This is a genomic window from Pseudoalteromonas sp. NZS100_1 (assembly GCF_015864285.1).
GTDB lineage: Bacteria > Pseudomonadota > Gammaproteobacteria > Enterobacterales > Alteromonadaceae > Pseudoalteromonas > Pseudoalteromonas arctica.
In genome coordinates this window covers 14,702-31,082 of record NZ_JADYXN010000013.1, presented here as the reverse complement: position 1 = coordinate 31,082, position 16,381 = coordinate 14,702, and the positions used below count along the sequence as shown (strand labels likewise).

The window sequence follows — 16,381 nt, the reverse complement described above, 5'->3', positions numbered from 1 at the left end:
TTTTTTACTTCAAGTGGGTACCAAGTTGCTGTAAATACGCGATGAGAGCTTGGATTTCTGTTGCGCCTTTGCCATCATTCATAGCATTAACTTTATCAACATCTGCTTGAAGCTCTGCATCATCGCCATAACCTAAACCCGGATGTTTTGGGTTTTCTGGGTTAATAGCAAAAGTATCACGGAAAAGTTGTAGTTTTTTCAGAGTAAGGCTTGTATCAACCGTATTCTCTGCTAACCAAGGAAAGCCTGGCATGTTTGACTCAGGAACCACAGCACGTGGATCAACTAAGTGAGCATAATGCCAATCGTCCGAGTAGCGCTTACCAACACGAGCCAAGTCAGGACCAGTACGTTTAGAACCCCATAAAAACGGATGATCCCATACTGATTCGCCTGCTACAGAGTAGTGACCATAACGCTCAACTTCATCACGAAAAGGACGAATCATTTGTGAGTGACAGTTAGAACAACCTTCACGCACGTAAAGGTCGCGGCCTTCCATTTCTAAAGCGTTAAGAGGGCGTAAACCCTCCACTGGTTTAGTTGTATCGTCTTGAAACATTAGCGGAGTGATCTCAACTAACGCGCCAAAGCTAATAGCAAAAACAGTCAGAATAGCCATAAGGCCAACGTTTTTTTCTACTATTTCATGTTTGTTTTGTGAATTTTTCTTGCTCATCATCTCACTCCGTTATGCTAATTGTGCTTGCGCGTCTAGTTTCAGAGATTCTTTCTCAGCTGAAATAGTGCGGTAAACGTTATAAGCCATAACTAACATACCCGTTACGATGAATACACCGCCTACAAAGCGCATGATATAGAAAGGATGCGACGCTTCTAAAGACTGCACAAAGCTGTACATTAATGTACCGTCAGCATTCACTGCACGCCACATTAGACCTTGCATTACACCAGAAATCCACATTGCAACAATGTATAAAACAACACCTACAGTGTGTAACCAGAAGTGGGTATTAACTAATTTAACGCTATACATACGACCTTGCGCGAATAACGCAGGAATTAAGTGGTAAATAGCACCAATTGAAATCATAGCAACCCAACCTAGTGCACCTGAGTGTACGTGGCCGATTGTCCAATCTGTGTAGTGAGATAACGCATTTACAGATTTAATTGCCATCATTGGACCTTCAAACGTAGACATACCGTAGAAAGACAATGAAACAACTAAAAAGCGTAGTACTGGATCAGTTCGTAGTTTATGCCACGCGCCAGATAGCGTCATAATACCGTTGATCATACCACCCCAAGACGGTACGAATAGGATAATAGACATAACCATACCTAAACTTTGCGTCCAATCAGGAAGCGCTGTGTAGTGAAGGTGATGAGGACCAGCCCAGATATATAATGAAATTAGAGCCCAAAAGTGAACTACCGATAAACGGTATGAGTACACTGGACGACCTGCTTGTTTAGGTACAAAGTAATACATCATACCCAAGAAACCAGCAGTAAGTAGGAAACCTACAGCGTTATGACCGTACCACCACTGAACCATAGCATCTACGGCACCTGCATAGATTGAATATGATTTAGTTAACGACACAGGCACTGCCATGCTGTTTACAATGTGTAGCACTGCAACAGTAATAATAAAGCCAGCATAGAACCAGTTAGCAACATAGATGTGCGACACTTTACGCTTAATTAAAGTACCAAAAAATACAATAGCGTAAACAATCCAAACCACAGCGATTAAAATATCGATTGGCCATTCAAGTTCTGCATATTCTTTTGAGCTAGTAATACCTAACGGTAGCGTTATTACTGCTAATACAATAACTAGCTGCCAGCCCCAAAAAGAAAAGGCGGCGAGTTTGTCTGAGAAAAGACGCGTTTGACAAGTACGTTGTACGACGTAATAAGACGTCGCAAAAAGTGCACTGGTACCAAATGCGAAAATTACTGCGTTCGTGTGTAACGGACGTAGTCGAGAGTAAGTTAACCATGGTGTATCAAAGTTAAGTGCTGGCCAAGCTAATTGGGCAGCAATCAGAACCCCAATACTCATGCCAACGATGCCCCAAATCACTGTCATAATAGCGAATTGGCGTACAACCTTATAGTTATACTCAGTTTGTGATGCTACTGTTTGGCTCATTTTCTGGCTTCCGCTGCAATAAATGCGTTTAGAAATGAATTACCCACCTTTAAAAGTGGGGCCTACTATTTTCTCAAGCGTGTTATCTAAAACTTTCAATACATGAAAGCTTCAGAAAAAAAACTTGAGAAACCCTTATTTTTTGCGGGTGAAATGATAAATTTTTTGGCCTAAAAAAGATAGGTCAATTACATAAAATTATGACATCAATCAATGTTTGTGAGCTTGTTGTTTATTTTTTGATACAGTTTGTGCCTAATTTGGCTTAATAGTAACACTCGCACTTGTTATTTGCAGTCGCGATTATTAGTATTTGTTTTTCTTTAGTGCGAAATTGTTATGCTTATATATAGATTAAGTTTATTCACGGCGATATTTTTTTTATTAACAGCATGTGATTTTTCCAAAAATACAGATGAAAAGTTTCTAGAAAATGTCACATGCACAGCCAATTTGCCTTGTACTTTTTCAAATGATGTTAAAGTATGGTTAAGCGAGAAAACCCTTTCTCCCGAAACTCCATTTACTATTTTTAGTGATTTGCCAACAAACCTTACAATTGAAGGTGCCAAGCTTAAAGGCATTACTATGTATATGGGTTACATTCCTCAGCAATTTAAAAAACATGATGGCCTGTGGCAGAGTAATACCATGGTTGGCATTTGTTCTGAGCAAAATATGCTCTGGAATTTAGAGCTAACAGTCAAAGATAATACAACCTCTTTAATACAAACACTAAATTACTCCTTTTATGTAACGTATTAGGCTCAATACCTAACTTTCATGCAATCCATTTACCATTAGCAATTTGCATTGTTATCCATACGATTATTCAAGCGAGAAGATCACTAAAACTGCTATTTGAATCAAGTAGCCAATTAAGTTTTTATAATATGAAACTAATTCAATAAAGACACAGTTTTAATTGTGGCTGAACAAAAAGTCTAATCAAAAAAACCGCAAAGTAGTCAAATAAAGCTATTTAAGCACCAAACATGGGTAAATTCGGTTAGTAATTAACATTTAGTTTTGCGGTTTTAATAATTTGCTGTGATTAACTTGTTAATTTATCTGAATTTGGTACATGATTCGATTAGTTACATTGAATTACAAAGTTGACCAGTTTGGTTTCAACTGTGTTATTTAAGTATCTTAAATTGTTTATGCTATTGATATTTAAGTGTATTTATTAGTTAACAATGAAACAAGTTGTAACGTATGTCCCCAAAAGAGTTGTTCTATTTTGTTGGCTGATAAAAAACGTACTGGCGTTAAGTTTTCGTTCAGTTAAAAGCGCCTAAGTTGCCCATCTGACTCACTATTCTTATAACAAGTGAGCATTACCAATAAAGGTAAACTTCAACAAGTAGGGTTCTTTCATGAAAAAATCAACTCTTGGCTTAGCTGTAATTGCAGCAATACCAATGTTCTCAAGTGTGCAAGTTTTAGCGGCTGACGAAGCAGCTACATCAATTGAAAAAATTCAGGTTACGGGCTCTCGTATTAACCGTACTGATATGGAAACAGCAAGCCCAATCACAGTTATCGGTGATGACTTCATTGCAAAAAGTGGTTTCACATCTGTTGCTGACATACTTTCTACTCAGCCATCAGCTGCTGGTATTAGCTTAGGCGCTTCAAGTAATAATGGTTCAGGTGGTTCTGCGACAGTTAACTTACGTGGTATGGGTTCGCAACGCACACTGGTATTATTAAATGGTCGTCGTATGGTTTCTTCAGGTACCGGCGCAGATTCTTCTGTTGATTTAAATACCATTCCTGTAGCAATGATCAAATCTATCGAAATCTTAAAAGACGGCGCGTCTGCAGTATATGGCTCTGATGCTATTGCTGGTGTTGTTAACATCATAACAAAGAAAGATTTTGAAGGTTCAGAGCTTAACGTTGAAGGAAGCCGCACTACAAAAGGTGATGGGAATAACTACGGTGTTAGTTTATTACACGGAATGAATATTGCCGATGGCAACTTAGTTGTTGGTGCTCAATACTCAAACCGTGGTGAAGTAATTCAGTCGGATCGTCGTTTTGTAGAGCCTGGCGAGTCTTCATTTATCCCTGAAGGAACACTGGGTGGCAGAACTTACCAGGGTAATGGTGTTTTTGCAGATAGAACTACTTCATACGACTTCACAACATCAAGCTATGCTCAAACACCTAATGAGCTATACAGCTTATTTACTAGTTTTGACAAAGAGCTAGACTCAGACACTACATTTAATGTTGATTTGATGTATACACGTCGTGAATCTAATCAACAACTTGCACCACAACCAGCAAGTATTGATTTAAGTACTTCTAGCTTGGATTCAACTTACACAGATAGCTTCCGTGACGCAGATACAGGCGATCTTGCTGACTCTTTAGAGTACAGAAGAAGAATGGTTGATGCTGGTCCTCGTATTTATGAGCAAGAAACTGACACTTACCGTGTATCTGTTGCATTACAAGGTTTATTAGATAACGATGCAAGCTGGGATGTAAGTGCAACTTACGGCCGTAATGACTCAAAAGATAAAGTTCAAAACTCAATTAATGCAAGTCGAGTTGAAGAAAGCATTTATGCAAACCAAGCTCTTTGGTTCAGCGGTGATTCTTTAGATCGTAGCTTATTAACATCTAACGATTCAATTTATACTGAGTCAAACGAAGGTGGTAACGAGCAATTTATTCTTTCAGCTGGTTATAGCGCAGTAACAGAAAGTGATATTGGTTACGCAATCGGTGTAGAAAACCGCTTTGAAAGTGGTTACTACACACCAGATCTAATTACTCAGCTTGGTGAGAGCACAGCTGCACAACAAGATCCAACTGAAGGTGATTTCTCAGTACAGTCTATCTACTTTGAAACATCTATGCCGGTATTAGAGACTGTTACCCTTGAAGGTGCTGCTCGCTACGATAACTACTCTACCTTTGGTGGCGAAACAACGTGGAAACTTGGTGCAACGTGGAATGTAACTGAAGAGTTTATGGTTCGTTCTGTATTAGCTACTGGCTTTAGAGCACCAAACGTATCAGAACTGTTTGGTGGTAACTCAGGTTCGTACGATTACCTAGCTGATCCATGGGGCAACGAACAAGATGCTCAAATACTTGTAAACTACACAAGTGATAACGATCTTAAAGCCGAAGAAAGTCGCTCTTTCACTTTTGGTATGGTTTGGGAAGTAGCTGACGGTTTATCAACAACTCTAGATTACTGGAAGTTTGATATTACTAATGCGATTACTCGCTTAGATGTTCAAAACGAAATGAATAGCTGTTTTGCAGGTGACTCAGAATCATGTTCATCAGTAAACATCACACAATCTGGTGACTTATCTAACCTAAGTTCAGCACTAACTAACGTAGGTTCTCAAGAAACGTCAGGTGTTGATTGGAATATTAGCTACTCTGCAGATAACTACCGTATAAACCTTGATACAACTTATTTAATTAAGTTTGAAGAAGATGACATTAATTACACAGGTACTATTGATGGCAACATCGGTGGTTACTCTAAAATAAAGTCTAACCTTTCAGTTAATTACGATCTAACTGATTCATTAAATATCCTTTATAACGCAAGATTCCTTCGTGGAATGGATGGTGACTACTACGGTGAAAACTTTAGTACTGACAACGTTATTTACCACGATATTTCAATGAGCTACAACTTGAATGATGCATTACGATTTACTGGTGGCATGAACAACATTTTCGATAAAGAGCCTGAGAAAGTATTAGGTGGTAACGATATGGGTACTGTTCCAGAAGTTTATGATGTAATTGGTTCACGTGTTTTTGCAAGTGTAAACTACAAGTTTTAACTAGCACATTAATCGTATTAAGGCTCAGTATTTACTGAGCCTTTTTTATTGAACAAAACAAAGGAGACAAGTACACTAAAACGATATTTTAGAAGGAGAACTGATTGTTAAAACAAGATGAAAACTTATCTTTTGTCATTGAGCCAGAACTAACTCCTCGTTCTGAACAGCGCATAGATCTGTATTTTTCTATCCCTAATGAAATGGGGATTAATCCGCAAACGCTTACCGAAGAATCTTACTTTAATAACCACTTTAAATCACATTTAGCATACAACGCTAACAATATACACTTGCCATTAGTACGAAGCCGCTTTGTGAGTAAAAACAAAGGTGAGCAGCAAGATTACCGTCAAAACCTTAATTTATTTTGTTACCAAGTGCGTTTAGCCCTTGATGCCGACATTAAAGACGCGTTAAAAATTGATGAAGCAGAAGACTTTTATAAACGCGCTAACGAAGTATATGAACAAAGTGAAGGCCTCTTAAAAAAGCTGCGTCGCTACACGCCAGATGACGAAAAACTACTTCCATTTTTTACCAATGCTGACAACTATTTAAGTTGGCATGTTGAGCAATCATTTTTAAAGCTTTTAGATGAAGGCCCACGTAGTAGCGATTATGCAAAAGAGCGTAACGATTTACTGCAGTTTTGTAAAAACGAAAATACGTACCGAGCAGAGAAAAGCTACAATTCTGAAACCACCATGCAAGACGCAAATCGAATAACAAATAAAATGCGCTTGTTACAACGTTTAATTGAGCATGGCGTTATATTACAGCGCCAAACGCGTTTTCTTAACAGCTACCTTAAACGATTAGTTAAAGGCACTGTAACAGCTGTTATCATGGCATTTGTGATGGTTGTGATACTTAATGCCCGCTCAACGTTTACTGAAGTCACCGCGACGCTTATTTTAATTTTGGGGGTCATTTACGGACTACGTGAAATATTTAAAGAAGACATTACACGTATGATCTGGCGAGCTATTGTACAAGGGCGACCTAAGTGGCGATTTAGTTTTAAAAATAGTATTACCAAAGACAAAATAGCGAGTCAGCTAATTTGGCTTGAATACACACGCTTTAAAAAAATACCTAAAGAAGTTAGATCTATTTTTTCAAAGCGTCGTCAGCAAAATAAACAAGCCGCGCAGTGGTTACACTTTGCAAGTGAGACACGTGTTAGTGCAAAAGAATTTTTACCCGGTTACGATACACTGCAACAAACACTGCAATTTAGTCTTGCACCATTTGCGCGTTATTTAAAGCGTGGTGAAGGGAAGTTATATCATTTAGATAGTAATAAAATTTCTAAGCAGGCGGTTGAACGGCGCTACCAACTTAACATGGTGCTTGTGCTGACTGAGGAAGATAGAACACTTTACCAACGCTATAAAATAACGTTAAATCGCAGTAAAATCGTTAATATTGAGCTTATTTACTCTAAAAAGTAAGCTTATGAGTAAAAAAGGGACTGGTAAAATCAGTCCCTTTTTTAAATTTTATTTAGCTAAACCATGTTTGCTGTATAAAGTTACTTTGTTTGATACTAGCGTGATCTCGATATTTTTCGCTTCATCGCCCCACACACAATTAGTATGCAGTGTTTTTTCAACACAGTTATCTGCACTGCCTAAAATGGTTTCAACTTCAGTCTTATCCATACCTACTTTAATTTTTTCGTAGCTTTCAAGGCTTACTTTAGAACAAGCCGCAAGGCTTAATGTAGCTGCGATGATAAGGAGTTTTTTCATTGTTATATCCTACTTAGTATTAATGTTTGAATTTTCTGATTTGGACGATCATGCCCATTCGTGGGTGGTCAAAGTAATGTACTTCACCACTTATTACACGTCTAAACTGAGAAAAGCGGGCTGACTCTATGTCGCCATTTTCTAGCTTTTGGCTAATATCAAAATTAGCTGTAATGTATAAATAATGTCGTAAGTGTATTTTAAATAAGCCATCTAGTTCCCATTCTGCTTTTGATTGGTCTGGGTCGTTAAATAGTTCAGGTTGTGAATTTAATAAACTTACAAAATCAGGATTTGAATAGCTAGGGGTTACGTTAGAATCACTTTTAAGGTGTTTACCTGCTATTAAATGCATACTTGGAGCACGCGACTTACTTGCGCCTTCAAAGCGCCAACCAGTATGCAGTATAGGTGTTAACCCTTTGCGATCTAGCTGTTGGTACTGCGCTTTAAATTGCAGTTGTTCTGGCGCTAATAAATAAGTTTGCTGCATATCATCTTTAGCGGGGGCTAGAGGTGTAATAGGTAGCTCATCATAGCTTTGTAGGTAGTTTGTACTGTCACCGCATACACCCGATTGCGGGTTTGAATTAACTAAGGAATCGGTAAAAGAGCGTTTTTGAAAACGCTCATCGCCATCTATACAGGCTTGCATTGCTTGCTCTGTGTAAAGTGGCGTCATTAAATCTAGAGAATTTTTATCCTCAATAGCTTTGTGCTTAAGGGTAAAGTCTTCTTGTAAATATGGAGCAGGGCGCTGTTTAAATACCAGCACCTCAACCTCAAACCAACGCTCTGCAAATGCAGTGCTACTAAATAAGCAGCATAAAATAACAAGCGATTTTTTTAGCAACATTAATGGCTAACCTTTTTTTCGAAATCTGCAATCATTGCAGTGACCATTTTTAAGCGTTCGCGGGCATTAGCCTCACTAATTGCAAAGCGCAGTTTATTCGCGCCATCCATTTTGTACACCTTAGGCGCACTTTGTATCAAACCTATAATGAAGCTAGGGTTAACCTTGGTATCTTGGCTAAACTCAAAGTAACCGCCCTTAGGGTTTGCTTCAATCTTTGTTATACCCAAGTTACTGGCCTGCATTTTAAGCTGTTGTAAGCTAAACAAGTTTTTAGCAGCATCTGGCAGCAAACCAAAACGGTCTATCAACTCAACTTGCAGTTCATCCATGTCATCAAGGTTAGCACAACTTGCAACGCGCTTGTACATACCTAAACGTGCATTTACATCGTGTATGTAATCATCAGGCAATAGTGCAGCCAGTTTTAAATCCACTTCGGTTTGCTTTTTAAGTAGGTTTTCAAGTGTTGGTTCTTTACCTTCACGTAGCGCATTTACAGCTTGCTCGAGCATTTCCATGTACAAGCTAAAACCGATAGTTTGCATTTGACCAGATTGATCGTCGCCAAGTAACTCACCCGCACCACGAATTTCTAAATCGTGTGTTGCTAGGGCAAAACCTGCACCTAAATCTTCTAACGATTCGATCGCTTGTAAGCGTTTACTCGCATCTTTAGAAAGGGCTTTTGGGTCACCTGTTAGTAAATAGGCATACGCTTGATGATGGCTTCGGCCAACTCGCCCACGTAATTGGTGTAACTGTGCAAGGCCGAGTTTATCTGCTCTATCCATAATAATGGTGTTGGCTGTAGGTACATCGATACCGGTTTCGATAATCGTGGTACATACCAACACGTTGTATTTTTGATGATAGAAGTCAGTCATTATTTGCTCAAGTTCTTGCTCGCGCATTTGACCGTGAGCTGAGGTGACGCTTGCTTCAGGCACCCATTCACTGATCTCTTGTGCAACACGCTCAATAGTTTCTACATTGTTATGTAAAAAGTAAACTTGGCCACCGCGTTTAATTTCACGCAGTACCGCTTCGCGTATTAGTTCTACATCGCGTTGGCGTACAAAGGTTTTAACCGCTAAACGTTTAGCAGGCGGGGTCGCGATAATTGATAAATCACGCATGCCACTCATAGCCATATTAAGTGTACGCGGTATTGGCGTTGCAGTGAGTGTAAGTATGTCTACATCGGCACGTAGTGCTTTAATTTTCTCTTTTTGGCGTACACCAAAGCGATGTTCTTCATCAACAATGAGTAAACCTAAGTCGTTAAACTTAATGTCTTGCTGAATAAGTTTATGTGTACCAATAACAATATCGAGCTTACCGTTGGCCATTTTCTCAAGCGTGTCTTTTTGTTCTTTAGTGGAGTTAAAACGCGAAAGTACACCAACTTCAATAGGAAAATCAGCAAAACGGTCTTTAAAGTTTTCAAAGTGTTGTTGAGCCAGCAAAGTGGTAGGCACTAAAATTGCCACTTGTTTATCATCGTTAACCGCTACAAAAGCAGCGCGCATGGCTACTTCTGTTTTACCAAAGCCTACGTCACCACACACTAATCGGTCCATGGCTTGCTTTGATTGCATATCACCTAACACTGCTTCTATGGCGCTTCGCTGATCGTCAGTTTCCTCAAATGGGAAGCTATCGCTAAATTGGCGATATGCTGGTGCGTCTAAAGTAAATTTATTACCTGGTTTTGCTTGGCGTTGTGCATAAATGTCGAGCAATTCGGCGGCAACATCGCGGACTTTTTCAGCCGCTCGCTTTTTAGCTTTTTCCCATGCATCTGAGCCAAGCTTATGCAGCGGGGCGCTGGCTTCTTCACCACCCGAGTAGCGGCTTAGCATATGTAGCGCCGATACTGGCACGTACAATTTAGCTTCACTTGCATATGTGATGGTAACAAACTCAGTAATTACACCTGCAGCATCAATTGTTTGCAAACCCTGATAGCGACCAACACCATGATCGAGATGCACAACAGGCTGACCTTCCTTAAGCTCGGCTAAGTTACGAATGAGCGCATCTTGGCTGGCTTCGTACTTGTGCTTGCGGCGTCTGCGCTGAGAGACTTTAATGCCTAGCAGTTCTTGTTCGGTAATAATAGAAAGGCTGGGTTTAGTGCCCAGTACTACACTTTGCTCGAGCGGACTTACTATTAAACCTACGTCACTCGCGCTTTTTGTAAATTGCTCAAGTGTTTCAAATTCTTTAAATTTTAAACCGCTTGGTTTTAAAATGCTCAGTAATGATTCGCGACGACCATCGGATTCAACACTGAGTAATATGCGGCCTTTTTTCTTTTTTTGCTCTGCTACATAATTTATAAACGCGGCATAAGGTTCATGCTGCTTATGATCAATTCTAATCGCTGGTAGCTCGCTAACGCTTAAGTTTTTATTGCCCGCTTTAGTACCAAGCTTTGCAAGAGATAAACGAATACGTGCAAAATTGCCTAAATTAGAAAACAGCTCTTCAATAGGCTGATAAAGCGCATTGGGTTCAAGTAATGGACGAAGTGGGTCAACTCTGCGGTTCTCATAGCGTACATTTACATCGTGCCAAAAGTTATCTGCCGCGTGCTCTAAATCACCCAGCTGCATAACAGTTGTCGTATCTGGCAAGTAGTCAAAAATAGTCGCTAGCTTTTCAAAAAACAACGGCATGTAGTATTCGATACCGGCAGGCCAGTTACCTTTGCTTACTTGCATGTATACAGAGTCTTGCTGCGAGCTTGCACCAAATTTTTCGCGGTAGCTTATTCTAAAACGTTCAATATCAGCGTCGTTAGTAGGAAATTCATGCGCTGGAAGTAGCTCAATTTTATCTACTTTTTCATCAGAACGCTGCGTTTCTACATCAAATAAGCGAATTGTGTCGAGTTCGTCATCAAAAAAATCGAGTCTAAATGGATGCGGGCTGCCCATTGGATATAAGTCAACGATAGAGCCGCGTATAGCGTATTCGCCGTGCTCCATTACTTGTTGAACATTTAAATAACCAGCTTGCTCTAGGTTGTCACGAAAGTTATGTGTGTCTAGCTTGTCGCCCACTTTAAAGTTTATTGTTGAACCGTAAATAAACGAGGCCGGGGCTGTGCGCAACATTAAGGTAGATACAGGCACAATTAACACACTTTGTTGTTCTTTTTTTAAGGTGTTTAAAGTGGCTAAACGGGCTGAAATAATATCTTGATGGGGAGAAAAGTGATCGTATGGCAGAGTTTCCCAATCAGGAAATACCATTACTGGGTTATCGGGTAATAAATATTCTAATTCTGTTTCAAGGCGCAGTGCGCTTGGTGTATCAGGCGTAACAATCAAGACTAAGTTGTCTTGTTGTTTAACGCCTTCAGCAATGGCAATACTTAAACCACTTCCGCTTAGCTGGCCCCATTGAATTTTATCTTTTTGAGATTTTACCCAAGGCAAGGCTGCCCATTGCTCAAACGCCATTTATTACTCCATTTATAGTTGGCTCTTAGCAAGTAAGAGCCATCTTGAGTTAAGATTACCTAGTCTCGGTATATTTTTGTTAGGTCTTTATAGTGATCAATTCGTCGGTCACGTAGGAACGGCCAAATACGTCTTACGTTTTCTGAGCGTTTTTGATCAATTTCAACCACTAAAATTTGCTCATCAGTATTATTAGCCTCTGCTAATAATTCACCTTGTGGGCCTGCAATGAACGAATTCCCCCAAAACGCAATACCATCGCTTTGCGCACTTGGGTCACTTTCATGGCCGACACGATTACAGCTAATTACTGGTACACCATTGGCAACAGCATGGGCACGCTGACTAATAACCCACGCATCTTTTTGACGAGTTTGCTCAGCAATGTCGTCGTTAGGATCCCAACCAATAGCGGTTGGGTAAATTAACACTTCAGCGCCTGCCATTGCCATTAAGCGGGCAGCTTCAGGAAACCATTGATCCCAACATACTAGCACGCCTAATTTACCCACCGAGGTTTGAATAGGCTCAAAACCGATATCACCTGGGGTAAAGTAGAATTTTTCGTAAAAACCAGGGTCATCAGGAATATGCATTTTGCGGTATTTACCCGCAATACTGCCATCTTGTTCTAATACAACCGCGGTGTTGTGATAAAGGCCCGTAGCGCGTTTTTCAAATAAAGAGGCCACAATAACAATGCTTAGCTCTTTAGCAAGCCCACCTAAGGCGTTACTGCTAGGGCCTGGAATGGTTTCGGCTAAATCAAATACGTCAACATTTTCGGTTTGGCAAAAATAGAGGCTTCGGTGTAGCTCTTGAAGTACAACCAGTTTTGCACCTTTTTGAGCGGCTTCACGAATGGCACTCATTGATTTTGCCATATTGTGCTGAGCGTTATCGGTATTGCTTTGTTGCACTAACGCAACGGTTAATTTTGCAGGGCTTGTCATTGTGCTGCTCCAGCTAAAAATCCACGAGGTAATTGCATTGTAATACAGTGCAGGCTGCCAAATTGTTCAATTATTGGTTGGCAATTAACGCCAATAATAGTGTGTTGTGGGTATGCTTTTTGAACTTGTGCTAGAGCACGTTCATCATTGGCATCATTATACGTTGGCACAAGCACAGCATTATTAATAATTAAGTAGTTAGCGTAGGTAGCCGGTAAGCGTGTTTGCTCATCGTCATACGCGGCTTTTGGCCACGGTAACTCAATTAAGTTATATGGGGTGTTATCGGCAGTTTTAAAGGTTCTTAGTTGTTTTTCCATTGCATCAAGTGCGCTAAAGTGCTCATCAGTTTTATCGTCACACTGCACATATACAAGGGTATTATTTGGAGCAAAGCGCACTAAGGTATCAATGTGGCTGTCGGTGTCATCACCGGCTAAATAGCCATGATCAACCCATAAAAAATGTGTTGCGCCCAAGTGCTCTTTTAAAAGTACTTCTATGTCAGCAGGGTTTAAATCTGAGTTACGGTTTTTGTTAAGCAAACATTCGCTGGTTGTTAGCAACACACCATGCTCGTTTATTTCAATACCGCCACCTTCAAGTACCATATCGAGCGCTTGATATTGGTTGTTTGTGCTACTTAGCTCTTTTACCAAAGTACGATTAATTTGATTGTCTAATGCGCTTTCAAATTTATTGCCCCAACCATTGAAAGTAAAATCATATACTTTTAGTTGCTCTGGTGAATCAATAGCGGCGCAAGTAAGCGGACCATGATCGCGCGCCCACGTATCGTTAGTAGGCGTTACTACAAAATGAACACGATTAAGAGAGATGTTAGCGCTATTTAGCAATGCTGTAATATGCATTTTTAAGGCACTGTTATGTGCCACAATAACAAGCTGTTGCTGCGTTGTTATATATTTAGCAAGCTCAACATACACAGGTTCTACACGTGCTAAATTATCAGCCCAATCGGTGTCTTTATGAGGCCACGTAAGCATAACAGCGTCTTGCTTGGCCCATTCTGGTAAAAGTCTAAAGTTCATGAATTTTATATACTAATTAAGATGACACTAGTTTAGCATTTTACAAAAAGATGTCAGCTAATTATCGTTGTTTGAATCATCTTGGGCTAGTTCTAATTCTTGACGTTTTTTAAGTTGGCGGGTTTGAGCATGTAAACTCGCTCTAACAATTAGTTCTTGGTCAGTGGTTCTAATAGCGGTGAAAAGCAGGGTGTATTGATAATGTTCGCTATCTTGTTTTTCTACTGCCACAACTTCGGTGTAACAATAAACCGCAGAGGCTTCGTGGTGCAAAAATAGCTTAGTTCTGAATGATTGGCCAATTGAGTGTACTTCAGGAGAAGTAAAGCGAATACCACCGCCGCCGTAACTATCACATTGGATTGCATTATCTTGCGCTTGTTCTGAGGCCAAAATATGGCTCATTATTAAATCTATTTTACGTGACTGCGCTTGTAAAAATGTAGCTAGCTCTTGTGCTATATCGCCTAAGTTACGCAGTGGGCGTAACGAGCTTTGCTCAAGCTCACTCACTTCATTAGCTAATCTAAATAGTGGGGGGATATCGTCTTCAAGCTCAAGCTGCGATTTAGGAATTTGTCCGTTCGATACGGCGAATAAATTTACTCTTATACTTTCATTAATTTGAAAGTACTGCTCAAACTCACCTAATCTTTCACTATTCATTATGTTCTCCACCACGTATTTATTTAATAGTAGCGTTGTGAGTACTAAATTGCTAGCAGATAAAATAACGCATAGCGGGCTAAATGCTTTGTTTACATTCAATTTTTTAACATACAGATTATGAAAATAAATACACTAAGACATATTTAGGGTTAGTTATAAAAAAGCGGCCAATGTCATCCTAACATTGGCCGCTTGGGTATTGATTCATCAGCACATACTTATTTAAGTAGAGCGGCTAATTCATGTAAATCTTTCACCACGTGATCTGGCTTTTTAGCTAATGGGTAAAGTGCTTTACCAGGGCGAGCTATAAACGTAGTTTGTAAGCCTGCTTCTTTTGCGCCAGCAACATCCCAGCCATGGGCTGCAACCATCATTGCTTCATTTGGTGCTACGTTTAACTTTTTAAGTACCCACTCATAAGCACGTAAATCAGGTTTGTAAATTTTAATATCTTCAATGCTGTAACGCGCATCAAAGTAAGACATTAAACCAGCGCTTTCAAATTGTGCCTTTACACCCTTGTTTGAAGAATTTGTAAGGCTTACTAATTTATAGCCTTGCGCTCTAAGTTTTGCCAGTCCTTCTTTAACATCAGAATGTGGTGGTAAAGTTAGAAGTGGTGTAACAATCGCTGTTTTGGCTTGTTCACTAGTAATATCAATATTATTGTTTTGCGCAACCATAAGAAGTGATGCCACGCCGATTTGTCCGAAGTCGTGATAACTACCGCTTACAGTATCTACTAGTGAATAGTGCAACATAGTTGAAAACCACAGCGGTAATAAATCTTCACGCCCGCCTAGTGCTTTACCAATAGAGGTACGCATTGACGTTAAATCAAGTAGGGTTTCGTTTACATCAAAAATAAGCACTTTAGGCTTTGTTTGTTCTTTTGCTTCATCAGCGACTGCATAACCTGATACAAGGCTTGTGCCTACAAGTAGTGAAAGAGTCAGTGTTTTTAACGATTTTAAAATAGACATTAATTTTTCTCCGATTCAAGTGCTGCCATAACATCAATAGGTTCTGCGCGTAGGGTGTAGTCTTCACTTAAGAATGCGTATGTAATAACACCATCTTGATTTATTACGTAAGTAGCAGGTAGCGGTAATTTAAAGCTTTTATCGCCGTAGTAGTGTTCAAAATCAATACCAAATTGTGTGTATAACGCTTGAATACGCTCATCAAGTGTAAACAATAAACCAAATTGCTCAGCTACTTTATTGCTCACATCTGAAAGCACATCAAACTCAAGGTCGTTTTTTTGTGCAGTTGAGAGAGTTTCATCAGGCAGTTGTGGTGATATTGCGACTAACTGAGCATTTTGAGTTTTAAATTGCGGTAAGTAGTCATTAAGTGCTTTTAGCTCTAAATTACAATATGGGCACCAGCCACCACGATAAAAGCTAATAATTACCGGGCCTTTTTTTAATAAATCCGCAAGCTCAATCTTTTCGCCTTTATGATTGGCTAGGCTGAAGTTTTCTACTTTTTGACCAATTTGCAACGCATTGTCTTTAATATGCTGTGCAATAAGCTCTTCGTTTGTAGTGTTCATTAATGCTAAAACGTCAGCCGGTAACTTGGCATCTTTTTGTACGTTATAGGCATCTATTTGCGCTTTTAAACTCATGATTGAACCTCAATAATTAGACTATTTGCA

At 39.6% G+C, this 16,381-nt stretch carries 13 protein-coding genes; 3 read left to right on the top strand and 10 right to left on the bottom strand.

Going from position 1 to position 16,381, the window contains the following annotated elements:
* Positions 1 to 4: 4 nt before the first annotated feature.
* Positions 5 to 679, bottom strand: coding sequence for a cytochrome-c oxidase, cbb3-type subunit II (ccoO, locus tag I6F66_RS10580; protein ID WP_010554062.1), 675 nt, complete (start codon positions 677 to 679; stop codon positions 5 to 7).
* A gap of 12 nt (positions 680 to 691) precedes the next feature.
* A complete protein-coding gene (gene ccoN, locus I6F66_RS10575; protein WP_007585649.1) occupies positions 692 to 2,125 on the bottom strand; it encodes a cytochrome-c oxidase, cbb3-type subunit I in 1,434 nt (477 codons plus the stop codon).
* A 339-nt stretch (positions 2,126 to 2,464) separates the two neighbouring features.
* Here ccoN and I6F66_RS10570 point away from each other — a divergent pair, with 339 nt between their 5' ends.
* The 3 genes from I6F66_RS10570 to I6F66_RS10560 all read left to right on the top strand — a co-directional run bounded on the left by I6F66_RS10570 (position 2,465) and on the right by I6F66_RS10560 (position 7,412).
* Complete coding sequence (locus I6F66_RS10570; RefSeq protein ID WP_165728831.1) at positions 2,465 to 2,890, top strand: hypothetical protein; 426 nt, start codon at positions 2,465 to 2,467, stop codon at positions 2,888 to 2,890.
* A 614-nt stretch (positions 2,891 to 3,504) separates the two neighbouring features.
* Entirely contained in the window at positions 3,505 to 5,955 is a 2,451-nt protein-coding gene (locus I6F66_RS10565) for a TonB-dependent receptor (RefSeq protein ID WP_007585660.1), read from the top strand.
* Positions 5,956 to 6,059: 104 nt separating this feature from the next.
* Positions 6,060 to 7,412: a hypothetical protein gene (locus tag I6F66_RS10560; RefSeq protein WP_007585662.1), complete on the top strand. Its 1,353-nt coding sequence runs from the start codon at positions 6,060 to 6,062 to the stop codon at positions 7,410 to 7,412.
* Positions 7,413 to 7,460: 48 nt separating this feature from the next.
* Here the strand turns inward: I6F66_RS10560 and I6F66_RS10555 are convergent, their stop codons facing one another.
* From I6F66_RS10555 to I6F66_RS10520, 8 genes are all read right to left on the bottom strand, one after another.
* Positions 7,461 to 7,712, bottom strand: a complete 252-nt coding sequence (locus tag I6F66_RS10555; protein ID WP_197119466.1) for a DUF3862 domain-containing protein — start codon at positions 7,710 to 7,712, stop codon at positions 7,461 to 7,463.
* Between the two features lie 19 nt (positions 7,713 to 7,731).
* Positions 7,732 to 8,568, bottom strand: coding sequence for a peptidoglycan binding protein CsiV (locus I6F66_RS10550; protein WP_197119467.1), 837 nt, complete (start codon positions 8,566 to 8,568; stop codon positions 7,732 to 7,734).
* The gene (gene mfd / locus I6F66_RS10545) at positions 8,568 to 12,041 is read right to left on the bottom strand and encodes a transcription-repair coupling factor (RefSeq protein ID WP_197175607.1); all 3,474 of its coding nucleotides are present in this window, start codon (positions 12,039 to 12,041) and stop codon (positions 8,568 to 8,570) included. The genes I6F66_RS10550 and mfd overlap by 1 nt, the downstream gene beginning before the upstream one ends.
* 59 nt (positions 12,042 to 12,100) lie before the next feature.
* A complete protein-coding gene (locus tag I6F66_RS10540; protein ID WP_024594378.1) occupies positions 12,101 to 12,994 on the bottom strand; it encodes a carbon-nitrogen hydrolase in 894 nt (297 codons plus the stop codon).
* Positions 12,991 to 14,046 (bottom strand): agmatine/peptidylarginine deiminase, encoded by a 1,056-nt coding sequence (locus tag I6F66_RS10535; protein ID WP_197209252.1) that lies wholly within the window; start codon positions 14,044 to 14,046, stop codon positions 12,991 to 12,993. Before I6F66_RS10535 ends, I6F66_RS10540 begins: the two co-directional genes overlap by 4 nt.
* 57 nt (positions 14,047 to 14,103) lie before the next feature.
* The gene (locus I6F66_RS10530; RefSeq protein WP_165739739.1) at positions 14,104 to 14,712 is read right to left on the bottom strand and encodes a PilZ domain-containing protein; all 609 of its coding nucleotides are present in this window, start codon (positions 14,710 to 14,712) and stop codon (positions 14,104 to 14,106) included.
* A gap of 221 nt (positions 14,713 to 14,933) precedes the next feature.
* The gene (locus I6F66_RS10525; protein ID WP_197209251.1) at positions 14,934 to 15,701 is read right to left on the bottom strand and encodes a haloacid dehalogenase type II; all 768 of its coding nucleotides are present in this window, start codon (positions 15,699 to 15,701) and stop codon (positions 14,934 to 14,936) included.
* Positions 15,701 to 16,351 carry a peroxiredoxin-like family protein gene (locus I6F66_RS10520; protein ID WP_197209250.1) on the bottom strand — a complete coding sequence of 217 codons (651 nt, stop codon included), beginning with the start codon at positions 16,349 to 16,351 and terminating at the stop codon, positions 15,701 to 15,703. The genes I6F66_RS10525 and I6F66_RS10520 overlap by 1 nt, the downstream gene beginning before the upstream one ends.
* Positions 16,352 to 16,381: the final 30 nt, after the last annotated feature.